Genomic DNA, 22606 nt, shown 5'->3' on the forward strand with positions numbered 1-22606 from the left:
CATGAGACTGGCCGGCAAATCCGCGCTGATCACGGGTTCGGCCCGCGGCATCGGCAGAGCCTTCGCCGAAGCCTATGCCGGCGAAGGCGCAACCGTCGCCATCGCCGACATCAATCTCGAGGCGGCGCAGAAGACAGCCGCCGAGATCGGCGGCAAGGCCTATGCGGTCAAGCTCGACGTCACCGACCTCGCCTCGATCGAAGCGGCGGTGAAAGCCGTCGAGACGAAGACCGGTGGCCTGGATATCCTGATCAACAACGCCGCCCTGTTCGACCTGGCGCCGATCGTCGAGATCACCAAGGCAAGCTACGACAAATTGTTTTCCGTCAATGTCGCCGGCACGCTGTNGACGCGGTCGCCATTGGCAAGCGGCGGTGAAAGCCGTCGAGACGAAGACCGGTGGCCTGGATATCCTGATCAACAACGCCGCCCTGTTCGACCTGGCGCCGATCGTCGAGATCACCAAGGCAAGCTACGACAAATTGTTTTCCGTCAATGTCGCCGGCACGCTGTTCATGCTGCAGGCTGCCGCCCGCTCGATGATCGCCGCTGGCCGGGGCGGCAGGATCATCAACATGGCGAGCCAGGCCGGACGCCGCGGCGAGGCGCTGGTCGGCGTCTACTGCGCCACCAAGGCCGCCGTCATCTCGCTGACCCAGTCGGCGGGGCTCGACCTCATCAAGCACCGCATCAACGTCAACGCGATTGCCCCTGGCGTGGTCGACGGCGAGCACTGGGATCACGTCGATTCGCTGTTCGCCAAATATGAAAACCGGCCGAGGGGCGAGAAGAAGAAACTGGTCGGCGAGGCGGTGCCCTATGGCCGCATGGGCACGGCGCAGGACCTTACCGGCATGGCGGTTTTTCTCGCCAGCGCCGACGCCGAATACGTCGTCGCCCAGACCTACAATGTCGACGGCGGCCAGTGGATGAGTTGAGGGCGGGGGACGGCCTCTGCTCCTCGTACCTCCGCGAGGAGCAGAGGCCGACATCAGCGGGCGCGTAGCAAGTGCCACCCCTTATCCTCTCCCCGACCGGGAGAGGAGCGTAACGAAGGCCGAAATCCGGCCAAAGGGTAAAACAGATGACCGTGAAACTCTCGTCCTCAAACCTCTCCAAGCTGCCCACTGAGGTCGCCGGTCCGAAGTATGACCGCGCAACATTGAAGGCCGGCATCGTGCATTTCGGCGTTGGCAATTTTCACCGCTCGCATCAGGCCGTCTATCTCGACGATTTGTTCAATGCGGGCATCGGCCATGACTGGGCGCTGATCGGCGCCGGCGTGTTCGACGGTGAAAAGATCGGTCGCGGCAAACTGGAAGAGCAGGATTGGCTGACCACCGTGGTCGAGCAGGACAGCGGCCATATGAGCGCACGCGTCACCGGCGCCATGATCGACTTCCTGATGCCCGGCGATGCGGCCGGCATCATCGAACAGCTGGCCGACCCGGCCATCAAGATCGTTTCGCTGACCATCACCGAAGGCGGCTATTTCATCGACCCGGCCTCCGGCGTGTTCAACCCGACCCATCCCGACATCGTCGCCGATGCGCAGCCCGGCGCGACGCCGAAGACGGTGTTCGGCATCATCCTTGCCGGGCTGGTGCGCCGCCGCGACGAGGGTACCGTGCCGTTCACGGTGATGTCGTGCGACAACATCCCCCACAACGGCCATGTCACCTCGGACGGGGTCATCGGCCTGGCCCGTTTGATCGACGAGGATCTGGCGAACTGGGCCAGCGAGCATGTCGCCTTTCCGAACGGCATGGTCGATCGCATCACGCCGGCGACCACCGATCGCGAACGCGGCATTCTCGCCAAGGATTTTGGCCTTGAGGACAACTGGCCGGTGTTCTGCGAGCCGTTCCGGCAGTGGGTGCTGGAGGACCATTTCACCGGCGGCCGGCCGCCACTGGAAAAGGTCGGCGTGCAGTTCGTCAAAGACGTTGCGCCCTACGAATTGATGAAGATCCGCATCCTCAATGGCGGCCACGCCACCATCGCTTATCCGGCCGGGCTGATGGACATCCATTTCGTCCATGAGGCGATGCAGGAGCCGCTGGTGAGCGGGTTTCTGGCCAAGCTCGAACGGGACGAAATCATCCCGACCGTGCCGCCGGTGCCGGACACGGTCCTGGAAGACTATTACCAGCTCATCGAGAGCCGCTTCTCCAATCCCAAGATCGGCGACACGGTGCGCCGGCTCTGCCTCGACGGCTCCAACCGCCAGCCGAAATTCATCATCCCGACCATCGCCGACCGGCTGAAGGCCGGGAAAAGCGTCGTCGGCCTGGCGCTGGAATCAGCGCTCTGGTGCCGCTATTGCTTCGGTACGACCGACAGCGGTGCCGTCATCGAGCCCAACGATCCGAGCTGGGACCGGCTGCAAGCGACGGCAAAGGCGGCAAAGGATGCTCCCGCCGCCTGGCTCGCCATGGAGGACATCTATGGCGATGTCGGCCGCGCGACGGCGTTTGTCGAGGCCTTTGCCCATGCGCTCAACGTGCTGTGGGCGAATGGCGCGCGCGCGACGCTGACGCGCTACCTCGCCGGCAAGCTCTGAGAGCCATTCTCCATCATGACGCCTGAGCTGGTCATCTTCGACTGTGATGGCGTGCTGGTCGACAGCGAGGCGCTCTCCGTCTCGGCGCTGCTTGGCATGGTCAAACTTGCCGGCGGCAGCGTCAGTGAGGACGCCGCCTACGAGCATTTCCTCGGCAAGAGCATGAAAAGCGTGCGCGAGATCCTCGGCCGCGACTTCGGGCTCGATATCACCGACCTGCACCTGACCGAGATGCGCGTCGAATTGATGCGCAAATTCCGCGAGGAGCTGAAGCCGATCGCCGGCGTCAGGAAGATGCTGCCCAAGCTTGGGCTGCCGTACTGTGTCGCGTCCTCAGGCACGCTCGACCGCATCCGCTACGCGCTCGACGTCACCGGATTGCTTGGGCTGATGGAGCCGCATCTGTTCAGTGCCACCATGGTGGCCAAGGGAAAGCCGGCGCCGGATCTGTTCCTGCATGCCGCCGCCAGCATGCGGGCCCATCCGCGCAAATGCCTCGTCATCGAGGACAGCCCGGCCGGCATCGCTGCTGCGCGGGCGGCAGGGATGCGCGTGCTCGCCTTCACCGGCGGATCGCATGCCGGCAATCCCGCCTTGAAAGCGCGGCTTGCGTCGAGTGAACCGGACTTTATATTCGCTGACATGCTGCAATTGCCCGATCTGATTGCAGGCTTGGGAGCGAGAGACAGAGCATCTTGACGAAACAGTTCGTTTGCGCGGTCGATGTCGGCACCGGGAGCGCTCGCGCGGGCATTCTCGACACCAGTGGCACCTTGCTCGGCCGCGCCGAGCGGCCGATCGCCATGAACCAGCCGAAGCCCGATCACGCCGAGCATGATTCGCGCGATATCTGGTCGGCCGTCTGCACCGCCGTGCGCGCTGCCCGCGAAAAAGCCGGTGTCGAGCCTGAGGACATTGTCGGCATCTCCTTCGATGCCACCTGTTCGCTGGTGGTGCGCGACCGGCAAGGCAGCCAGCTCAGTGTCTCGGTCACGGGCGACAAGCGCTGGGACACCGTCGTCTGGCTCGACCACCGCGCCATCGCCGAGGCCGACGAATGCACGGCAAGCGGCCACGCCGTGCTGAATTACATCGGCGGCGTCATGTCGCCGGAAATGGCGACGCCGAAACTGATGTGGCTGAAGCGCAATTTGCCGGACACGTGGAATGAAGCCGGCTATTTATTCGACCTGACCGATTTCCTGACCTGGCAAGCGACGGGTTCGCTGGCCCGCTCGCAATGCACGCTGACCGCCAAATGGACCTATCTGGCGCATGAGGAGACAGGCTGGCGGCGCGACTTCTTCGAGCTCGTCGGCCTCGGCGATCTTTTCGAGCACGGCAGCCTGCCGGAAAAGGCCAGTCCCGTCGGCGCCGATATCGGTCGATTGACGGCGCAAGCGGCGGCCGAGCTTGGGCTGAGCGAGAAATGCCGGGTGGGCTCCGGCGTCATCGATGCCTATGCCGGCGCGCTTGGCGTGCTCGGCGGCTTTGCCGGCGACGAACAGGACATCGGCCGGCATTTGGCGCTGATCGCCGGCACGTCGAGCTGCGTCATGGCGATGTCACCGGATCCGCAGCCTTTCGCCGGCGTCTGGGGGCCGTATTACGGCGCGGCGCTGCCCAGGCTGTGGCTGTCGGAAGGCGGCCAGTCGGCGACCGGCGCCCTGCTCGACCACATCATCCGCTGGCACGGCGCCGGCGGCGAGCCGGATGCCGCCATGCATGCGAAGATCGCCAGGCGTGTCGCCGAGCTGCGCGCCATCGAGGGCGACAGCCTCGCCGCAAGGCTGCATGTGCTGCCCGACTTTCATGGCAACCGCTCACCGCTCGCCGATCCGCATGCCGTCGGCGTCGTCAGCGGGCTGACGCTGGATTCCTCCTTCGACAGCCTGTGCAAGCTCTATTGGCGCACCGCCGTCGGCATCGCGCTCGGCGTGCGCCACGTGCTGGAGGCACTGAACGAGAACGGCTATCTGATCGACACGCTGCACGTCACCGGCGGCCACACCAAGAACCCGCTGCTGATGGAACTCTACGCCGACGCCACCGGCTGCACGGTGATCGAGCCGCTGGCCGACGAGGCGGTGCTGCTCGGCACCGGCATGATCGCCGCCACCGCTGCCGGGCTGTTTCCCGACCTCAACGCCGCCTGTCTTGCCATGCAGCAAGGCGGCAGGACGCGCCCGTCGAACCCGAAATCATCAGGGCGTTTCGAGCGCGACTACAAGGTTTTCCTCGAGATGCACCGCCAGCGCCGGATGCTGGACGCGATCCGCTAGAGCATCGGGCCGGTCGCTGGCTCAATCCGTTCCCGTCCCTCCTCTCTTGCCTTCATGTCGCGTTTCGTCCAGAAGCTGACGCAAACGTGGCGAAACCGAAGGTTTTGCCGTTTGACATGCGGCTTCCGGCTCTGGCCGACGTGCCGTAGCTGGAAAGAGCGGAACAATGTCTGCGATCGAAGCCGGCGCTCGCGCGCCGGAAAATCTTTGGCGTCAGGAAATCAGGGCGACGCTGGCGCTCGCCTGGCCGATGGTGCTGACCAATCTCGGCCAGACCGCGATGACGGCCACCGACGTCATGATGATGGGTCGTCTGGGCCCGGATACGCTGGCCAGCGGCGCGCTTGGCGCCAACCTTTATTTCATGCCGCTGATCTTCGGCCTCGGCCTGATGCTGGCGACCTCGCCGATGATCGCTACCGAGCTCGGCCGCCGCCGCTATTCGGTGCGCGACCTGCGCCGCACCGTGCGCCAGGGCCTGTGGCTGGCGATCCTGATCTCGATCCCGATCTGGCTCGTGCTTTGGCACGGCGAGGGCATTCTATTGGCCATGGGCCAGGACCCGGTTCTGGCCCATCAGGCCGGCATCTATCTGCGCTGGCTCGAATGGGCGGTGCTGCCCTTCTACTTCTATATCGTGCTGCGCTCGTTCATCTCGGCGCTGGAACGGCCGGGCTGGGCGCTGGTCATCGTCTTCGTCGCCGTCGCCTGCAACGTCTTCTTCAACTGGGTGTTCATGTTCGGCAATCTCGGCGTGCCGGCAATGGGCATTGCCGGGTCGGGCCTTGCCACCTCGCTGTCCTCAGCGCTGATGTTCATCGGCATGGCTGCCGTGGTGATGCTGGAGAAGAAGTTCCGCCGCTACCGTCTGTTCGGCCGTTTCTGGCGCGCCGACTGGCCGCGCTTCAAGGGCCTGTTGCGGCTCGGCCTGCCGATTGCCGGCATCCTCGCCTTCGAGGTGACGATCTTCAATGCGGCGGCCCTGCTGATGGGCCTGATCGACGCGGATTCCCTGGCCGCGCACGCGATCGCCATCCAGATCGCCTCGATCTCCTTCATGGTGCCGCTCGGCCTCAACCAGGCGGTGACGGTGCGCGTCGGCCTTGCGCACGGCGCCGGCAATCCGGAAGGCGTCTCGCGCGCCGGCTGGACCGCCTTTGTCATCGGCGTCTCGTTCATGGCGCTGATGGGGCTGGTGATGATCCTGTGGCCGCATCCGCTGATCAGCGCCTTCATCGATCTGGGCAATCCGGCCAATGCCAGGGTGATCGAACTTGCCGTGTCGTTCCTGGTCTTCGCGGCGCTGTTCCAGGTCTTCGACGGCGCCCAGGCGGTGGCCGCCGGCATGCTGCGCGGCCTGCATGACACCAAGGTGCCGATGATCTATGCCGCGATCGGCTATTGGGGCGTCGGCCTGCCGCTCGGCGTGCTGCTCGCCTTCCATTTCGGCCTGCATGGCGTCGGCATCTGGATCGGCCTGTCGACGGGGCTGGCCGTGGTGGCCGCGCTGCTGCTGGCGCGCTGGCTGCGGCGCGACCGGTTGGCGCCGCCGCTCGCGTTCGGGCATTGAAACAGAACGGCCGATGGCCCGGCGGCTGTTGTCCTGTGGGCGTTGGCTCATTGAACAACGCCTTCACAACTCCGCGATAGAGGCGGTCAGAATGTCGGCGGCGTGTTGACCCAGAGGATACGGACCGTGGTCGAACCGATATTGCGGTAGCCGTGGCCGAGTTCGGAGTTGAAATAAAACGCGTCGCCTGCCTCGAGCGCCACCACGTTCGTCTCGACCAGCAACTCGACGGAACCTTCGAGCACGTAGCCGAATTCCTGTCCCTTGTGGCTGATCAACTCGAGGCTGCCGCCGCCGGCCTCGATCACGTGGACATTGATCTGCAGCAGATATTCCGGACCGGATGGCACCAATTGCTCGAGCACGACATGGTTGCCCGAGCGCCGATGTCCCGTCTCCATGTGCGGACGCTCGTTTTGCCGCAACACGAACACTTCCGAGGCATTGTGCTGCAGCGTGCCGAACATAGCGTTCATGTTGATGCCCAGCGCCTGCACCAGCCGGTGCAGAGCCGCCATCGAGGGCGTCGCGCGGTCGTTTTCGATCTTCGAGAGATAACCCTCTGTCAGCCCGATGCGGGCGCCGAGCTCTTCCAGGCTGAGGCCAAGCACCTGTCTGGCATGGCGCAGCTTGACGCCGATCCTCGGGGTTCCGTTTCTGTCGCGCATGTCAGGTCCGCGTCTTCATCCAGTCCGCCAGCTTCGCCAACAGAAAATCGACTTCCGCCTCGGTGTTATAATGGGCCAGCCCGATGCGGACGACGCCGTTGCGGTCCGCAAGCCCCAGCCGCTTGATTGGCTCCAAACCGTAATTGTGGCCATGCCAGAGATAGATGCCTTCCTTTGCCATCGCCTTGGCGATATCGGCGGGATCGGTTCCGTCAACGGTGATCGACACGGTAGGCACCCGGCGCGCCAGCGCCGCCACATCGGTTATACCCTGGACCAAGACGCCATCAATTCTGGACAATCCGGCAATCAGCCGTGCTGTCAGGACACGCTCATAACGGTCGGCGACTTCAATGCCGGCGACGATGCGCTCGCGCCGCGTCGCCTGCGGGTGGACGTTGCCGAAGGACTGTCCGAGCCAGGCATAGTGCTCGACGGCGCCAAGCACCCCGGCAAGCGCCTCGCGGCTTGTCGTCCCCGTCTCGAATTTTCCAGGTGGCGTGTTCGAAGCCGCGCGCACCTTGTAGGCGGTCAGCGCCTGCAGCAGATCGAACCGGCCCCACAACACCCCGTGATGCGGTCCGAAAAATTTGTAGGCCGAGCAAACCAGGAAATCACAGCCAATCTCCTGGACGTCGATCACTCCATGCGGCGCGAACTGCACCGCGTCGATATAGCTCAGCGCCCCGACCGCGCGTGCGCGCTGCGCGATCCGCTTCACGTCGTTGATCGTGCCGGTAACGTTGCTGGCATAGCCGACGGCGACCAGCTTGACCTCCTCGTCGATAGTGGCCTCCAGCGTCGACAGGTCGAGTTCGAACGTTTTTGGATCGAGGTCGATCCAGCGTACCTCAAGCCCGCGATCCTCCGCCAGCATCAGCCAGGGTGCGACGTTGGCGTCATGATCCATGCGCGTCAACACGATGGCGTCGCCGGCGTTCAGATCGCGGCCGATGGCGCGCGAGACGGCGAAAGTCAGCGTCGTCATGTTCTGGCCGAACACCACCTCACGCCGGTCCGCGGCATTGAAGAAATCGGCCATCGCCTGATGCGCGTCGTCGACCATCGCCTGGGCCGCGAGTGAGGTTTCGAAATAGCCACCAAGATTGGCGTTGGTCTCGATCATGGCACGCGTCATGCTCTCGATCGAACGGCTCGCCATCTGGGTTCCCGCGGGATTGTCGAAGAAAATCCGCTTCTTCGGCTCGGCACCTCTCGCCATCGCCGGAAAAGCATCGCGGACTGTGTCTATATCCATGTCTGAATTCCGTGTGTCTGGTGATCGTTGTGTGGCGGCCCCTAGACGCCGCCAGCTGCGGTTTCACGCGTTCAGCCGGCCGCTTCATGGATGGCGACAGCGCGAGCCGGGAAGCCGGATCCGGCCTTTGGCTTTGGCCAGCTTGCCATTATCAACGCGCCGGCGTCAGGCACCTTGTCGAGATTGGCCAGGAGCTCGATCTGCCAGCAGTCGCGGGACAGCACATAGTATTCCAGGCTTGCGTCACCCGCGGAAGTGGCGCGGCCGGGATCGGTGTCCATGCCCTCGTGCCCGATGGCAGCGACACCGCGGCGTTCCAAAAGTTCCTCCAGCACCGGCTTCGACCAGCCCGGCGCATGCGAGATACCGTCGGCCGACTTGTTCTGAAACGCCACGGGGTCTGGCCAGCGCGGCCACCACCCGGTGCGAAGCGCGACAAAACACTTTTCCGGGATACGGCCGTTCCGTGTCTCCCAGGCGGAAATGTCGTCGAGCGTCGGCGTCGCGTCGGGATCGGCGGCGACCCTGTCGCTGATGTCGAGGATGACCAACGGCAGAAGCATCTCCGCCACCGACAGTTGGTCGATCGAGCGGCCGCCGTCGATGAAGTGCACCGGCGGATCGACATGGGTGCCCCACTGTCCGACGAAGGCGTAGTGGTGGACCTGGAAGGCGTCGCCCTTCGAAAAATCGAGCAACGCACGGCGCTCCTCGTCCGGGAAGGCCGGGAAGTGCGGCTGGCCCGGATGAAACGCATGCGTCAGGTCGGTGAAGGTCGCGGCGGAGAGCCGCGACCTGTAGATGTCCCAAAGGGAACCCGGAGTGGACAAGATCACGGCTCCGCGACGAAGGTCGGTGCCGCTTCACTTGCAAGGACAAGCTTGCCGTCCTTGACACCGATGACCGAGACCGATTTGTCCGGCACCGAAATGCCCGGGCGGTAGGTGATCGTTCCGGTCACGCCGTCGAGCCCGGACGTAGCGGCCAGCGCGTCACGGATCTTGGCCGGATCCGGCGCACCGGCACGCTTGATCGCGTCGGTCATCAGCTTGACCGAATCGTAGCCGAGCGCAGCGAACGCGTTCTCCGGGGCATTGCCGGCCGACTTGGTGTAGGCGTCGATGAAGGCCTGCACCTTCGGGGTGGCGCCCTCACCGATATAGGCATGGGTGGTGAAGTAGGTGTCCTTGGCCGCGTCGCCGCCGACCTGGATCAGCAAGGGCGTGTCGTAACCGTCGCCGCCGACCACCGGCAGGTTGATGCCGGCCTGGCGCATCTGCTTCAAGATCAGGCCGATTTCCTCGGCATTCGACGAGGCATAGACGAAGTCGGGCTGCGGTGACAGCGCCTTCAGTTTGGCGATCTGCGCGGTAAAGGTCTTGTCGCCGATCTTGTAGGTGTCGCGCTCCAAGATCTTGCCCCCGCCATGCTCGTAGGCGGTGACGAAGTAGTCCGACAGCAGCGTTGTGTATTCGGTGCCGATGTCGGTCAGCAGGTAGGCGGTCTTGCCGTTCAGCTTGTTCAGCGCAAATTCCGCGCCAACCGCAGCCTGAACGTTGTCGCCGAAGGCGGCGAGGAAGATCTCGTTGCCGAGCTGGCTCGGCAATTTCGGCGAGGTCGCGCCGGGCGTGATGAACGGGATCTGCGCCTTCTGGACCTGCGGTCCGATGGCCAGCACCGAATCGGAATCGGCGAAGCCGATGATGCCGACGACCTTGTCGCTGTCGATCAACTGGCTGGCGACGGTCGAGATCGTCGTCGAATCGCTCTTGGAGTCGTAGATCACCAGTTCTATCTGTTGGCCGAGCACGCCGCCGGCGGCGTTGATTTCGCTTGCCGCCAGCTTGGCGCCATTCAGCATCGGACCGTCGAGCGAGGCCTGAATGCCGGTCAGGTTTGCCGGATAGCCGATCTTGATCGTGTCGGCAGCAAGTGCCGTGCTGGCCGAGGCAAGCGCGAAGAATGCGCCCAGTCCTAGGCCGATGGTGTCGCGTCGAGTGAGTTTGATCATCGTTTTCGTTCCTCTGTCTGGTTCACCGTTGCCGATCTTTGGGTTAATCCGAACGTAAGTTCCCGGTCCCCCATGATCCCCTTCGGCCGGAAGATCATGACTAGAATGAAGATGAAGCCAAGCACGATCTGGCTGGCGCCAAACAGGGCCGGCACCGCGAAATCGCCGATCGTGAAGCCGCGTTCGACCGAGCGCAGGACCTCCGACAACAGCGAAACGCAGATGACGCCAACCACCGCGCCGGTCAGGGAGCCCATGCCGCCTAGCACCAGCATTGTGATCAGGCTCATGGTCAGCGCGAAGTAAAAGGTGTTCGGCGAAAACGAGCCGAGATAATGTGCGTAGAGCGACCCGCCGACGCCTGAGAAGAACGCGCCGATGACGAAGGCGATCAGTCTGGTCCGCAACACGCCGATGCCGACAGCGCTGGCCGCGATTGTGTCGTCGCGCACCGCCTTCATGGCGCGCCCGAAAGGCGAATAGACCAGGCGCGCCAGAACGAACACCGTGATGGCGAGCCAACCCATCACCCAGGGCAACGTCGTCTCCAGCGGCACACCGGTGAAAGTGCGGGCGCCTCGGGTGAAATCCGACGCATTGATCAGCACCACGTTGACGATAATCAAGAATCCCATCGTCGCCACCGAAACGAAATAGCCCGACAGGCGCATCAAGGGATAACCGACGACCACGGCAAGCAGCGCCGTCAGAAGACCTGCCACCAGCGTCGCCGGCAGGAAGGGGAGGCTGAAAGCATGCAGAAACGCCGGCAGATGCGGCAGCAGTGCCATCTTCTGCTGTACGGGAATCGACAGTATCCCCGATATATACGCGCCGGCGCCGATGAAGCCGACATGACCGAGCGAAAACACGCCCGTAAAACCGTTGCTCAGCGACAGCGCCAGCACCAGGATTGCATTCAGCGCGATCAGCAGGATAATCCGGACGAAATAGTCGCTCAGCACGTGCGGCGCACCGAAAGCGACAGCTGCTCCCGCCACCAGGGCGACGAGGACGAGGAGTGTGATCCGCGCTTCCCGGCTCACAGCTTTATCTCCCGGTTTGGCTGGAGCAGCCCGCCCGGGCGCACCAGGAGAAAGGCGATCAGCACGGCAAAGACGATTGCGTCGCGATAGGACGAGACGCTGCTCGGCAGGAATGCGACGATGAAGATCTCCAGCGCGCCCAATATGTAGCCGCCCACCAGGGCGCCCGCGATCGACCCGAAGCCGCCGATGATCGCCGCCACGAAAGCCTTCAGGAGCGGCGTGAAGCCCATCTGCGGCTGCACCACGCCGGCCTGTGCCGCCCACAAAATGCCGGCAAGGCCGGCATAGGCGGATGCGACGATGAAGGCGACGATGATCAGCCGGTTGACGTTGAGTCCGACAAGGTGTGCCGCCGACATGTCCTCGGCTGCGGCGCGCATGCCGAGCCCGGTCGTGGTGCGCGTGATGAACCAGCCGAGGAGCAGCAGCGACACGAAGGTCAGCGCGATGGTCAGGAGATTGATGCTAGTGAAGGTGATGGCGCCGTTCGACATTTCCCAGGAGGTGTTGAGAATATCGGGGAGTGGAAAATTGCGCGGCGAGGAGGTGAACACCAGGATTCCGACGTTCTCGATGATGTAGGTGACGGCGAGGCTGGTGAGCAGTCGCGCAACGTCGGGCGCGTCGCGGATCGGACGATAGGCGATGCGTTCGATGAGGAAGCCCGCGACGGCCGCCGCGGCGATGCCGCAGATCACCGCGACAGGGAACGGAACGCCGATCCCGACCAGCAGAGCTACCCCGAAGGCGCCCACCATCATTACGTCGCCATGCGCGAAATTGGTAAGCTTGAGGACGCCGAAGACGATCGACAGGCCGACCGCCACCAGCGCGTAGAGGCTGCCGAGGCTCACCGCGTTGACGATCTGCTGCAGGATATAGTCCAGCTGGGTCATGTTGCCGCCCCGAGATATGCCTGCGCCACGCGTTCGCTGTCGCGCAGTTCCGCGGACCGGCCCGACAGCGCCACCTGACCCGTGCGCAGCACATAGGCACGGTCGGCGAGGTCCAGCGCCAGCGTGATGTTCTGTTCCACCAGCAGCATCGTCATGCCCTGGCGCTTCAGTTCGGCAAGCGCGCTGAAGATGTGGCGCACCAGCAGCGGCGCAACGCCGAGCGAAGGCTCGTCGAGCAGCAGCAGGCGCGGCGCCGCCATCAGCGCGCGCGCCAGAGCAAGCTGCTGCTGTTCGCCGCCCGACAGCGTGCCGGCCAGTTGCTTCAGCCGCTGCTTGAGAATCGGGAACAGCATGAACATGCGCTCGCTATCTCTGACGATGGCCTCCTTGTCGGTGCGGGTGCAGGCGCCGAGCCGCAGATTGTCGGCCACCGTCAGGCCGCCGAACAGGCGCCTGCCCTCCGGGCTCTGCGCGATGCCCAGAGTTACGATACGCGACGGAGCGATACCTCCGATCGGCTTGCCATCGAAGATGATCTTGCCGCCGCGCGGCCGCGACAGGCCGGAAATGGTGCGCAAGGTCGTGCTCTTGCCGGCGCCGTTGGCCCCCACCAACGCCACCACCTCGCCGGCATGGACGTCGAGCGAAATGCCCTTCAGCGCACGCACCGCGCCGAAATTGACCTCGAGGTTCTCGACGCTGAGCAGAACGGGGCTAGGCGTGGCCAAGATACGCCTCCCGCACTTTCGGGTGTTCGCGTACCTGCTCCGGTGTTCCGACGCAGATCACCTCGCCGGTCGCCAGCACCTGGATGCGTTCGCACAGCGCCATGATCAGGTCCATGTCGTGCTCGACAACGACCACCGTTACGCCGTAGCGGTCACGGATCGTCCGAATCAGCGCCGCCAACACCTTGGTCTCGTTGGAATCAAGCCCGGCTGCGGGCTCATCGAGCAGCAGCAGCTGCGGGCTGGTCGCCAACGCACGCGCAATCTCCAGCCGCCGCTGATCGCCGTAGGGAAGATCCGCGGCGACCCTGCCGGCCTGATCTGTCAGGCCCATGAGGTCGAGGAGTTCGTCGGCCTGCTGCCGCGTCGCGGCCACCCGCTCGCGATAGCGCTGACCGCGCAGCACGGTATCGGCGGGCCCGACAGGATGGCGCAGCTGCGCCGCCGTCAGCACGTTCTGTGCGACACTGAGGCTGCCGAATAGGCGAGAACCCTGGAAGGTGCGGGCGATGCCCATCGCGACGATCTGCGATGTGCGCAGGCCGACGATCGAACGGCCCTCCATCTCGATGCTACCGGAATTCGGCTGGGAGAAGCCGGTGATCAGGTTGAAAAGCGTGCTCTTGCCCGAGCCATTCGGCCCGATTACCCCAACGATTTCAGCTTCGTGCAGCTCGATGGAATGATCCCGCAGGGCAACCAGCCCTCGAAAGGCTTTTGTCAGCCCAACCGTCTTCAACAGCACTCGACTCGACTGTCTATCCACGCGCCGGTTTGCCCCTGTCCGCCCTCGCCGCCCCGTTCGGCCCGGTCAAGCATCAAATGGACAATTCGAACGGCAAGATGTCAAGGCCTATTCCTAGCAGGAAAGCTATATGCCTGCCTCGGCTCGACCGTTGCCGCGACAGCACCGGCATCGATGCAGCTCCCGCACTGGGTTTCCTGGCTTGCAGTCCAGCGCCGGCGCTCGCTTCCCGACCCTCCGCGCATACTGCGCAGGCGGAAGGCACGCGACGAAAAAGATCAGCGCGACCGGCCCGTAACCTTGGCCGTCCTCGGACCGCGCTTCTGCTAGCTTGTTATCTGTTCGGCGACAGCTTCTTCGAGGCCGGCTGCGGCCTGGGCGGCGAGACCGCGCGCCGCCGCCTGTGAATCGTAAAACTCCTCGAGCGCATGAACCCTGCCCCACCGTAGCGTGAACACGTGGAGACCATGGTTGACGTAGGACGTATCGCCGTTGAGCAGGGTTGCGGCGCCATCCCACTGGGCAAACACGGTGGTATGCCACGGCCAGCCCTTCACCCAGACGTGGTTGACCGTGAGATGGAGAGTGGGCAGAACACGGCCGAGGCGCTCGAACCACCGGCGCAGGGCTTGCTTGTCGTGGCGCTCCCCACCAAGCGCGTGGGCGCCACCAACCCGGTGATGGACATGCGGCGCGATGGCCTTCACCGCCGCGTCCCAGCGATGGTTGTTAACGTCGTCGAAGCTCTGCCGGATCGATTTCTCGACAAAATAGCTGTAAAGCATGTGACCTCTCCAGGCTCATTGGGATGGCGTGATCGGACGCGAGAGCCCCGGCCAGCATCGCGCGGCCGCGGCCTGCGCGCCAGGTCAGGGCGTTGTCGCATCGGCTCGCAGGGATGTGCCGGTCCCGGTCGAGACCGTCACTTCCTTACCGGACCTTGAGAACGCGTAGAGCGAGCCCGGGTGGCCCGGTATGGAAAACGCCACGGCGTCACTGTTGGCGAGGCCCATGACGAACCGCAGCGGATCACCCCCGGTCTTCGGTGCGAAAGTGGCGGTGACCTCAAGCAGGTCGCCGCGCGGAACGTAGTAGGCCACCATGTCCAGGTGTCCCTGGTGCAGGCTGCCGCCTTCGATCGGGCGTCCGATGGTGGCTTCCTCGGCGAGAGCCGGGGTTGCAAGAAACAGCGCCGCCAGGAGCGAGGCGCTCAGGGTTTTGCGGATCATCTCATTTGTCCTTTTTTAGATTGCGTTCACCCTCTATACAGGGTATAGATTACGAATGCAATCTAAAAAAGGAGATGACGATGCGTGTGAGTCGCACTCAGGCCGCGGAAAACCGCGAGACCGTGATCAATGTGGCAAGCCGGCTTTTTCGGGAGCGCGGCTTTGACGGCATCGGCCTCAAGGATCTGATGAAGGGTGCCGGGCTGACCCAGGGCGCCTTTTACAAGCAATTCGAGTCGAAGGACGATTTGGCGGCGCTGGCGTCCAGGCGGGCGATGGAAAGCGCCACCCACAAATGGTCAGCCGCGACCGCGGCACATCCTGGGAACCCGCTCTACGGGGTGATCTCATTCTACCTCAGCATGGACCATCGCGAGGAAAAGATGGACGGCTGCCCGGTCGTTGCGCTCGGTTCGGATGCAGCCAGGCAGGGTGCCGAGGTGAAGGCGTCATTCGAAGACGGCATCAAGGCGTACCTTGAGATGCTCGGCGGTTGGGTTGGCGAGGGCGACAGCGAAAAGACCGGAAAAAAGGCAATGGCCGTTCTCTCGACGATGGTCGGCGCGGTCGTGCTCTCGCGGGTCGTCAACGATCCCGACCTTGCGCGGGCTTTTCTTGATGCGGCGGCCGATCAGGTTCGCGAAGCAGTCGCCACTTGAACGGCGCGAGCAGCGCCGCCGGCACACCAAGGGCAGGAGAGCAGATGCAACGGATTGTCGTCACGGGCATGGGAGCGGTCACGCCCCTGGCCGCCAATGTCGAAGCGTCCTGGTCACGCCTGCTTGCCGGCCGGTCCGGCGTTCGCAGGCTTCCGGACGATGTGGTGGGAGAGCTGCCGGTTAAGATTGGCGGCGTGGTTCCCTCCCTGGGCGAAGATCCGGAGGCCGGTTTCGATGCCGATGCCGTCCTGTCCGCGAAGGATCAGCGCAAGGTGGACCGGTTCATTCTGTTTGGACTGGCGGCGGCGGAAGAGGCGCTTGCGCAGGCGCAATGGAAGCCTGCGCTGGAAACGGAGCGCCTGCGCACGGCCACGATCATCGCTTCAGGAATCGGCGGGTTCCCCGCCATCACCGAGGCGGTGCGCACGGTGGACCTGCGTGGCGCCCGCCGCCTGTCTCCCTTTACGGTGCCGTCCTTCCTGGTGAACCTCGCGGCGGGCCACATCTCGATCCGTCGTGGTTTCAAAGGTCCACTCGGCGCACCGGTGACGGCATGTGCGGCGGGCATCCAGGCGATCGGCGACGCCGCCCGCCTGATCCGCGCCAACGAAGCCGACATCGCCGTATGCGGCGGAACGGAAGCGTGCATCAACACCGTCAGTCTCGGCGGGTTCGCCGCGGCTCGCTCTCTTTCAACCGGCTTCAATTGGGCGCCGGCTCAAGCCTCGCGCCCTTTCGACACATCGCGGGACGGCTTCGTCATGGGCGAAGGGGCCGGCGTGCTGGTCATCGAGGCGTTGAGCCACGCGTTGGCGCGCGGCGCAAAGCCGTTGGCTGAGCTCGTCGGCTACGGCACGACCGCGGATGCCCACCACGTCACCTCCGGGCCGGAGGACGGCGACGGCGCGCGCCGGGCCATGCAGATCGCGATTGCCCAGGCAGGGATTTCGCCACGCGAGGTTCGTCATCTCAATGCGCATGCGACCTCCACGTCAGTCGGCGACCTGGGTGAGATCGAAGCGATCAAGAGCGTGTTCGGGCGCGATTTCGCGATAGCTGTCAGTGCGACGAAATCGGCGACCGGACATTTGCTCGGAGCGGCCGGCGGGCTTGGTGCGATCTTCGCAATCCTGGCGCTCAGGGATCAGATTGCTCCGCCAACCCTCAACCTGGGCGAGGCCGATCCGGCCGGCGACGGCATCGACTTCGTCGCAAACGCGCCCCGGCCGATGGAGATGGAGTACGCGATCTCCAATGGCTTCGGCTTTGGCGGCGTGAATGCCAGCGCCCTGTTCAGACGCTGGAACTAACCTGTGGCCAGACGCGAGCGCCAGACGCAGTCATGACCAACGCCCTTTGCCCCGGCCCCTCATGCTTTTCCCAATCCAATCCAACGCAAAGAAGGATATGATTTCCATGAACAAGACCAATCCTGGCGTCGCCCTGGTGACAGGGGCATCTTCCGGCATCGGGCGCGCTACCGCCGACGCCTTGCTGGGCGCCGGCTTTCGTCTTCGGAACCAGCCGTCGCACGGCCTCCCAGCAATCCGCCGGCGTGACCATGCTGACCTGCGACGTGACCGACGACGCGTCCGTTGCGACAATGGTCGATGACGTTCTGGCCAAGGCCGGACGCATCGACCTGCTTGTCAACAATGCCGGTATGGGCCTGTTTGGCGGCGCGGAGGAGTCCTCGACCGCCCAGGCCAAGGCGCTGTTCGACGTGAACGTCTTCGGCGTCTTGCGCGTGACCAACGCGGTGCTGCCGGCAATGCGAAGCCAAGGGAAGGGCAGAATCGTGAATTTGAGTTCGGTGCAGGGGTTCATCCCCGCTCCCTATTTCGCGCTTTACTCAGCGACCAAATTGCCATCGAGGGGTATTCCGAGTCGCTCGATCACGAATTGCGCCCGTTCGGCATCCGCGTTTCGCTGGTGGAGCCCGCCTATACCCGAACGGCATTCGAGGACAATCTTGCCGCCCCCGACCGGTCGCTCGAAATCTACGACTCCGCGCGCGCCGGGATGACTGTATCCGTGCGGAAATCGATGGAGAAAGGCGATGCGCCCGAAGTGGTCGCCAACACCGTTTTGGCCGCGGCGACAGATCCCGCGCCGAAGAAGCGCTATGCGGCGGGAAAAATGGCGCGCCAGGTCAGTTTCCTGCGCCGTTTCGTCCCCGCGTCCGCATTCGACAAGAGCCTGCGCAAGCAGCTTGGGCTGCCGGCCTGAAATCGAGCGCTAACCGCAAGGACATCTGCCTTGGCGCGTCAGCGGGCAGCCGCCTGTTTCTCGAGCCTGCGGGCGTATTGCGTCAGCGGAAAGCACATGACGAAGAAGATCAGAGCCACCAGCCCGTAGACCTTGAACGGTTCGAAGGTCGCATTGTTGATGGCGTTGGAGGTACGCACCAGTTCCTCGAAGCCGATGATCGAGGTCAGCGCGGTCGATTTGATCAGCTGAACCAGGAAGCCGACGGTGGGTGCGCGGGTGATCGAAAAGGCCTGCGGCAGGATGATCAGCCTCAGCTCCTGCAGATAGTGCAGGCCAAGGCTGGCGCCGGCGTCCCATTGGCCGAGGGGTAGCGCCGCGACGCCCGAGCGCCAGATTTCGGCGAGATAGGCGCTGGCGAAGAAGGTGAGGCCGAGCGCCGCCGCCGTCCACGGTTCGATGCGCAGGCCGAGCATCGGCAGGCCGAAGAACATCAGGAACAGCTGCATCAAGAGCGGCGTTCCCTGGAACAGGGCGATGTAGCCGGAAGCAACACGCCTGCTCCACTTGTCCTTGGCGATCCTGAAGAACAGCACGACCAGGCCGACGATGCCGCCGCCGATGAAGGCGGCCAGCGATAGCAGCACCGTCCAGCGGGCGGCGAGCAGCAGGTTGCGTACGATGTCCCAGAAGGTGAACTCGATCATGACACGCCGGCTCCGAGCGCACGGCGCCCGCCTGACACCAGCAGCCGGCGCAAGGCCATCGACAGAGCGAGATAGACCAGCGTCACGACGAAATAGGTCTCGAAAGAGCGGAAGGTGCGTGCCTGCAGCATGTCGGCCTCGTAGGTCAGCTCGCGCACGGCGATCTGCGACACCACGGCCGACTCCAGCATCATGATGACGATCTGGCTGGTCAGCGCGGGATAGATGATCTTGAGTGCCTGCGGCAGCACGATCTTGATGAAGACCTGGCGTGGCCGCAAGCCCAATGCGAGCGCTGCTTCCGTCTGCCCGCCAGGCACGGCGTCAAGCCCGGCGCCGACGATCTCGATGGTGTAGGCCGCCATGTTGAGCGTCATTGCCAGCATGGCGGCCAGGAGCGGGTCGAGCCGGATGCCGAGGCTGGGCAGCCCGAAGAAGATGAAAAACAGCTGCACCAGGAACGGCGTGTTGCGCATCACCTCGACGTAACAGGCGATTGCCCGCTTGAGCAGAACCGGGCCGTTTCGTCGCCCCGCGGCACCCAGGATGCTGAGCAGCGTTCCGGCAAGCGTGGTCACGGCGATCAGCAGGATCGTCGTGGCCGCGCCGTGCGCGATGTCGCCCAGAGCATCCGGGAGCCAGGCAAAGGCCACGGAAACTCAATCCTTGAGGTTTTCGGGATTGAGCGGCGTCTTCAGCCAGGCTTTCGAGCTTTCGTCCAGCTTGCCGTCGGCCAGCATCTTGGCGACCGCATCGTTGACGGCCTTCTTCAGGCCGTCCTCGTTCTTGTTGAGGCCGATATGCGAAGGCGAGGTCAGAAGCTGGAACTTCTGCTCCGGCTTCAGCGCATCCTGCTTGGCCAGCACCTGCGCGCCGACATCGTTGCCGACGACCATCAGCTGCGTCTGGCCGGAGATGAAGGCCTGGATCACCGAATTGTAGTTGTCGAAGCGCTTGATGTCGGCCGACGCCGGTGCTGCCTCGGTGAGCGAGGTGTCTTCCAGCGTGCCACGATTGACGGCGATCGACTTGTCGGCGAGGTCTTCCTTGCCCTTGACCGTCAGTGCCGCCGGACCGATCACGGCGATGTAGTAGGGCGCGTAGGCGGCGGCAAAGTCGATGACCTGTTCGCGTTCCTTCGAGTAGCCGACGCTCATCAGGATGTCGACGCGCTTGTCGTTCAGATACGGGATGCGGTTCTGGCCGGTGACGGCGACGGGATTGAGCTTCACCTTGAGCGTGTCGGCAATGTATTGCGCGACGTCCATGTCATAGCCCTTGAGGCTCATGTCGGCGCTGGCCGAGGAGAAGGGCGGAAAGTCGGCGAAGACTCCGACATTGATGGTGCCGGCCTTGGTGATGTCCGCCAGTGCATCGGCGCTGGCGGCCTGAATCGACAGGCCGAAGCCGGCCGTGCCGAGCATCAGCACGGCGGCGATGGCTGAAAATGTCTTGCGGATTGTCATTGTTATTCCCCTGTCTGGACGCTTTGTTTGACACGACCGCCGGCTCCAGCGCGGCGGCCGCCTTTGCTTTTCTGAAAGTCAGGCGCCCTTGCCTGTGATCGCCGGGCTGAACACCATCAGGCTCAGGATCTCGAACAGTACCTGTGCCGCGGCGTGCGCCGTGTTGGTGGTCGAGTCGTATTGCGGTGCCACCTCGACGACGTCGCCGCCGACGATGTTGAGACCTTTCAAGCCGCGCAGCAGTTCGAGCACCTCGCGCGTCGTCAGNGTGCGCCGTGTTGGTGGTCGAGTCGTATTGCGGTGCCACCTCGACGACGTCGCCGCCGACGATGTTGAGACCCTTGAGGCCGCGCAGCAGTTCGAGCACCTCGCGTGTCGTCAGCCCGCCGACCTCAGGCGTGCCGGTGCCCGGCGCGAAGGCCGGATCGACGCTGTCGATGTCGAAGGAGACATAGGTCGGGCCGTCGCCGACTATTCTGCGCGCCTTCTCGATGATGGCCGGAATGCCGAGACCGGTCACCTCCTCGGCATGCACCACGGTCATGCCGGACTCGTAGGTGAATTCCCACAGATATTCGGCCGAGCCGCGGATGCCGATCTGGATCGTGCGCGTCGGGTCGAGCACGCCGTCAAGCACCGCGTTGCGGAACGGGCCGCCATGGTGGAACTTGGTCATGTCGAACAGGCCACTGGTGTCGCAGTGGGCGTCGATATGGATCAACCCGACCGGAGCTTTCTTCCCGACGGCCTTCAGGATCGGATGGCTGATCGAATGGTCGCCGCCGATCGAAAGCGGGATGACGCCGGCATCGACGATCTGGTTGGTGCGGCGCTCGATATCCTCATGGCTGGTCTCCAGCCGGTAGCGGCTGCGGAACGGCGTGTCGCCGATGTCGGCGACCCGGAGCTCATGTGTGGGCGCGCATTCCAGCACGTGGTTGTAAGGGCCGATGCGCTCGATGGCACGCAGCGCTCGCGGCCCGAAGCGCGAGCCTGGTCTGTTGGTGACGCCGAGATCCATCGGCACTCCGATCATCGCTACCTGAAGGTCGCCGAAATCCGGATTGTCGGCCGATATTTCCCGGTAGGGCGCGGCGAGGAAGGTCGGGATGCCTGAATAGGGCGCCAGCCGCGTGCCGCTTTTGGAGAATATCTTGTCGGCGACCTTGCGGAATTTCGGGTCGAACATCTCGCCGCCATGGCTTTCACAATATTTGCGACGCAACGCGTCGAGCTTGCCGCGATCGTATCCCATGTCCGCTCCTCCTGGGCTGATACAGTGCCGACGCGGGTGACGCCTGCGAACCGACCGTCATCCGGCCGGGCCGCTGTCCCGCTGGCTGCCTGCAGATTTCACGTCTTGATGCTGTTCCAGGCTCAGTGTCTGGCAGCGGCATTGAAAAATCAATTGATATTGTTAGGGTGTTTTCTGTGAGAAAATCTCACAATAAAGTTGATACCCATGACCAAGCGCCTGCCACCGCTTAATCCGCTGCGCGCCTTCGAGGCAACGGCCCGGCATGGCTCGCTGACCAAGGCGGCCAATGAGCTGAATGTCACGCATGGCGCCGTCAGCCACCAGATCAAGGCGCTCGAGCAGTCGCTCAGTGTCAAGCTGTTCGAGCGGGTCGGTCAGCGGGTCAAACTGACACCGCATGGCGCGGAGCTTCTGCCGGCAGTGTCGACCGCCTTCGACGGCATCGCGGCCGCCACCCAGCGCATGACAAGGCCGGCGAGCAGCGGCACACTTTCGGTCTCCTGCGTGCCGGCGCTTCTGTTGTTGTGGATGACACCGCGGCTCGGCAGTTTCATGGCGCAATATCCCGACATAAGGCTGACGCTTATTCCTTCCAACGATCCCAAGGATTTGCGGGCGCCCACCATCGATGTCTGCGTGCATTATGGCGACGGCAGCTGGACCGATTGCTGGATGCGCAAATGGTCGGGCCTCGAACTGTTTCCCGTGGTCAGCCCGACACTGATCAACAACCGCCCGATCCGCAGCGTCAGGGACCTTGCCGACCATGTCTTCCTGCATGGCGACGACGGTCGCGAATGGCACACCTGGCTGGCGGCGGCCGATGCGCTGGACCTGGAGCGGGGTCGCCGCCATCACCTCGGCGATGCGCGTATGGCGACCGAGGCGGCGGTGCACGGCCATGGCGTGGCGTTGGGCGACTCCGTGACGGCAAGCGCGCTGCTGGCCAGGGGCATGCTGGTCGCGCCGTTCAGCCTGTCGGTGCCGGCGGTCGACGATTTCTATGTCGTCTGCCGCAACGAGATGCGGGCGACACCGATCGTGCAGGTGTTCATCGACTGGCTGTTCGCCGAGAAGGCCGGGGATGACGGGCGCGCCGACGCCCCGGTGGCCGGCCGCATCGTCAGCCGCCGCAAGCGTCCGGCGCTCAGGGTGATGGGCGGCAAATCCGCAAACTGATGCCAGGCTCTGCGCCACAGCGTGCAGGCAGCTCTTTTTGTCGGGCCAGCCTGAAAGCGGGCAGCGTTCTGGCCGATTCGATGCTATGAGGCCTGTCGCGATTGTGGATGGCAGGCAGCGAAGGCGGTGT

At 64.1% G+C, this 22606-nt stretch carries 20 protein-coding genes and 4 pseudogenes; 10 read left to right on the forward strand and 14 right to left on the reverse strand.

What is annotated here, in order from left to right; all coding sequences use genetic code 11:
• Position 1: 1 nt before the first annotated feature.
• From X735_RS1000000167390 to X735_RS154235, 6 genes and pseudogenes are all read left to right on the forward strand, one after another.
• Positions 2–346: pseudogene (locus tag X735_RS1000000167390) on the forward strand (SDR family NAD(P)-dependent oxidoreductase); the annotation flags it as partial.
• A 25-nt stretch (positions 347–371) separates the two neighbouring features.
• Positions 372–938 (forward strand): annotated as a pseudogene (locus tag X735_RS0134060) (L-iditol 2-dehydrogenase); the annotation flags it as partial.
• A 146-nt stretch (positions 939–1084) separates the two neighbouring features.
• Entirely contained in the window at positions 1085–2563 is a 1479-nt protein-coding gene (locus X735_RS154250; protein WP_023810707.1) for a mannitol dehydrogenase family protein, read from the forward strand.
• A 15-nt stretch (positions 2564–2578) separates the two neighbouring features.
• Positions 2579–3262, forward strand: coding sequence for an HAD family hydrolase (locus X735_RS154245; protein WP_023810708.1), 684 nt, complete (start codon positions 2579–2581; stop codon positions 3260–3262).
• A complete protein-coding gene (locus X735_RS154240; RefSeq protein WP_023810709.1) occupies positions 3259–4845 on the forward strand; it encodes an FGGY-family carbohydrate kinase in 1587 nt (528 codons plus the stop codon). The genes X735_RS154245 and X735_RS154240 overlap by 4 nt, the downstream gene beginning before the upstream one ends.
• Positions 4846–5011: 166 nt before the next feature.
• Positions 5012–6415, forward strand: a complete 1404-nt coding sequence (locus X735_RS154235) for an MATE family efflux transporter (RefSeq protein ID WP_023810711.1) — start codon at positions 5012–5014, stop codon at positions 6413–6415.
• A gap of 86 nt (positions 6416–6501) precedes the next feature.
• Here X735_RS154235 and X735_RS154230 read toward each other — a convergent pair whose 3' ends face one another.
• The 10 genes from X735_RS154230 to X735_RS154185 all read right to left on the reverse strand — a co-directional run bounded on the left by X735_RS154230 (position 6502) and on the right by X735_RS154185 (position 14999).
• Positions 6502–7083, reverse strand: coding sequence for a cupin domain-containing protein (locus X735_RS154230; protein ID WP_023810712.1), 582 nt, complete (start codon positions 7081–7083; stop codon positions 6502–6504).
• Position 7084: 1 nt separating this feature from the next.
• Positions 7085–8341, reverse strand: a complete 1257-nt coding sequence (locus tag X735_RS154225) for a cysteine desulfurase-like protein (protein WP_023810713.1) — start codon at positions 8339–8341, stop codon at positions 7085–7087.
• Positions 8342–8412: 71 nt separating this feature from the next.
• Entirely contained in the window at positions 8413–9171 is a 759-nt protein-coding gene (locus tag X735_RS154220) for a cyclase family protein (protein ID WP_023810714.1), read from the reverse strand.
• Positions 9172–9173: 2 nt separating this feature from the next.
• Positions 9174–10352: an ABC transporter substrate-binding protein gene (locus X735_RS154215; RefSeq protein ID WP_023810715.1), complete on the reverse strand. Its 1179-nt coding sequence runs from the start codon at positions 10350–10352 to the stop codon at positions 9174–9176.
• Positions 10349–11398, reverse strand: a complete 1050-nt coding sequence (locus X735_RS154210; protein WP_023810716.1) for a branched-chain amino acid ABC transporter permease — start codon at positions 11396–11398, stop codon at positions 10349–10351. Before X735_RS154210 ends, X735_RS154215 begins: the two co-directional genes overlap by 4 nt.
• Positions 11395–12297 carry a branched-chain amino acid ABC transporter permease gene (locus X735_RS154205; protein WP_013528427.1) on the reverse strand — a complete coding sequence of 301 codons (903 nt, stop codon included), beginning with the start codon at positions 12295–12297 and terminating at the stop codon, positions 11395–11397. Before X735_RS154205 ends, X735_RS154210 begins: the two co-directional genes overlap by 4 nt.
• Positions 12294–13025 (reverse strand): ABC transporter ATP-binding protein, encoded by a 732-nt coding sequence (locus X735_RS154200; RefSeq protein ID WP_081734824.1) that lies wholly within the window; start codon positions 13023–13025, stop codon positions 12294–12296. Before X735_RS154200 ends, X735_RS154205 begins: the two co-directional genes overlap by 4 nt.
• Positions 13012–13770 (reverse strand): ABC transporter ATP-binding protein, encoded by a 759-nt coding sequence (locus X735_RS154195; protein ID WP_032909077.1) that lies wholly within the window; start codon positions 13768–13770, stop codon positions 13012–13014. Before X735_RS154195 ends, X735_RS154200 begins: the two co-directional genes overlap by 14 nt.
• Positions 13771–14096: 326 nt before the next feature.
• Positions 14097–14555: a nuclear transport factor 2 family protein gene (locus X735_RS154190; protein WP_023810719.1), complete on the reverse strand. Its 459-nt coding sequence runs from the start codon at positions 14553–14555 to the stop codon at positions 14097–14099.
• Positions 14556–14639: 84 nt separating this feature from the next.
• Positions 14640–14999 carry a hypothetical protein gene (locus tag X735_RS154185; protein WP_023810720.1) on the reverse strand — a complete coding sequence of 120 codons (360 nt, stop codon included), beginning with the start codon at positions 14997–14999 and terminating at the stop codon, positions 14640–14642.
• An 80-nt stretch (positions 15000–15079) separates the two neighbouring features.
• Here X735_RS154185 and X735_RS154180 point away from each other — a divergent pair, with 80 nt between their 5' ends.
• From X735_RS154180 to X735_RS01000000165770, 3 genes and pseudogenes are all read left to right on the forward strand, one after another.
• Positions 15080–15658: a TetR/AcrR family transcriptional regulator gene (locus tag X735_RS154180; RefSeq protein WP_023810721.1), complete on the forward strand. Its 579-nt coding sequence runs from the start codon at positions 15080–15082 to the stop codon at positions 15656–15658.
• A 44-nt stretch (positions 15659–15702) separates the two neighbouring features.
• On the forward strand, positions 15703–16968 hold the full coding sequence (gene fabF, locus X735_RS154175) for a beta-ketoacyl-ACP synthase II (RefSeq protein ID WP_023810722.1): 1266 nt from the start codon (positions 15703–15705) through the stop codon (positions 16966–16968).
• 106 nt (positions 16969–17074) lie between these two features.
• Positions 17075–17887: pseudogene (locus tag X735_RS01000000165770) on the forward strand (oxidoreductase).
• Positions 17888–17925: 38 nt separating this feature from the next.
• Here X735_RS01000000165770 and X735_RS154170 read toward each other — a convergent pair.
• From X735_RS154170 to speB, 4 genes and pseudogenes are all read right to left on the reverse strand, one after another.
• On the reverse strand, positions 17926–18573 hold the full coding sequence (locus X735_RS154170) for an amino acid ABC transporter permease (protein ID WP_023810723.1): 648 nt from the start codon (positions 18571–18573) through the stop codon (positions 17926–17928).
• Positions 18570–19226: an amino acid ABC transporter permease gene (locus X735_RS154165; protein ID WP_023810724.1), complete on the reverse strand. Its 657-nt coding sequence runs from the start codon at positions 19224–19226 to the stop codon at positions 18570–18572. Before X735_RS154165 ends, X735_RS154170 begins: the two co-directional genes overlap by 4 nt.
• A 6-nt stretch (positions 19227–19232) precedes the next feature.
• On the reverse strand, positions 19233–20039 hold the full coding sequence (locus X735_RS154160) for a transporter substrate-binding domain-containing protein (RefSeq protein WP_023810725.1): 807 nt from the start codon (positions 20037–20039) through the stop codon (positions 19233–19235).
• Positions 20040–20307: 268 nt separating this feature from the next.
• Positions 20308–21294: pseudogene (speB, locus tag X735_RS0134075) on the reverse strand (agmatinase); the annotation flags it as partial.
• Positions 21295–21501: 207 nt separating this feature from the next.
• Here speB and gcvA point away from each other — a divergent pair.
• Positions 21502–22476 carry a transcriptional regulator GcvA gene (gene gcvA, locus X735_RS154155; protein WP_023810726.1) on the forward strand — a complete coding sequence of 325 codons (975 nt, stop codon included), beginning with the start codon at positions 21502–21504 and terminating at the stop codon, positions 22474–22476.
• Positions 22477–22606 lie beyond the last annotated feature (130 nt).

Origin of the sequence: Mesorhizobium sp. L2C084A000 (assembly GCF_000502875.1) — a bacterium.
Taxonomy (GTDB): Bacteria; Pseudomonadota; Alphaproteobacteria; order Rhizobiales; family Rhizobiaceae; genus Mesorhizobium.

Excerpts from the sequence above, each read along its gene's own strand:
- X735_RS154235 (WP_023810711.1), top strand. The coding sequence starts at position 5,012 with ATGTCTGCGATCGAAGCCGGCGCTCGCGCGCCGGAAAATCTTTGGCGT.
- X735_RS154215 (WP_023810715.1), bottom strand. The coding sequence starts at position 10,352 with ATGATCAAACTCACTCGACGCGACACCATCGGCCTAGGACTGGGCGCA.
- X735_RS154180 (WP_023810721.1), top strand. The coding sequence starts at position 15,080 with ATGCGTGTGAGTCGCACTCAGGCCGCGGAAAACCGCGAGACCGTGATC.
- gcvA (WP_023810726.1), top strand. The coding sequence starts at position 21,502 with ATGACCAAGCGCCTGCCACCGCTTAATCCGCTGCGCGCCTTCGAGGCA.
- fabF (WP_023810722.1), top strand. The coding sequence starts at position 15,703 with ATGCAACGGATTGTCGTCACGGGCATGGGAGCGGTCACGCCCCTGGCC.
- X735_RS154250 (WP_023810707.1), top strand. The coding sequence starts at position 1,085 with ATGACCGTGAAACTCTCGTCCTCAAACCTCTCCAAGCTGCCCACTGAG.
- X735_RS154190 (WP_023810719.1), bottom strand. The coding sequence starts at position 14,555 with ATGCTTTACAGCTATTTTGTCGAGAAATCGATCCGGCAGAGCTTCGAC.
- X735_RS154225 (WP_023810713.1), bottom strand. The coding sequence starts at position 8,341 with ATGGATATAGACACAGTCCGCGATGCTTTTCCGGCGATGGCGAGAGGT.
- X735_RS154185 (WP_023810720.1), bottom strand. The coding sequence starts at position 14,999 with ATGATCCGCAAAACCCTGAGCGCCTCGCTCCTGGCGGCGCTGTTTCTT.
- X735_RS154170 (WP_023810723.1), bottom strand. The coding sequence starts at position 18,573 with ATGATCGAGTTCACCTTCTGGGACATCGTACGCAACCTGCTGCTCGCC.
- X735_RS154230 (WP_023810712.1), bottom strand. The coding sequence starts at position 7,083 with ATGCGCGACAGAAACGGAACCCCGAGGATCGGCGTCAAGCTGCGCCAT.
- X735_RS154245 (WP_023810708.1), top strand. The coding sequence starts at position 2,579 with ATGACGCCTGAGCTGGTCATCTTCGACTGTGATGGCGTGCTGGTCGAC.
- X735_RS154205 (WP_013528427.1), bottom strand. The coding sequence starts at position 12,297 with ATGACCCAGCTGGACTATATCCTGCAGCAGATCGTCAACGCGGTGAGC.
- X735_RS154160 (WP_023810725.1), bottom strand. The coding sequence starts at position 20,039 with ATGACAATCCGCAAGACATTTTCAGCCATCGCCGCCGTGCTGATGCTC.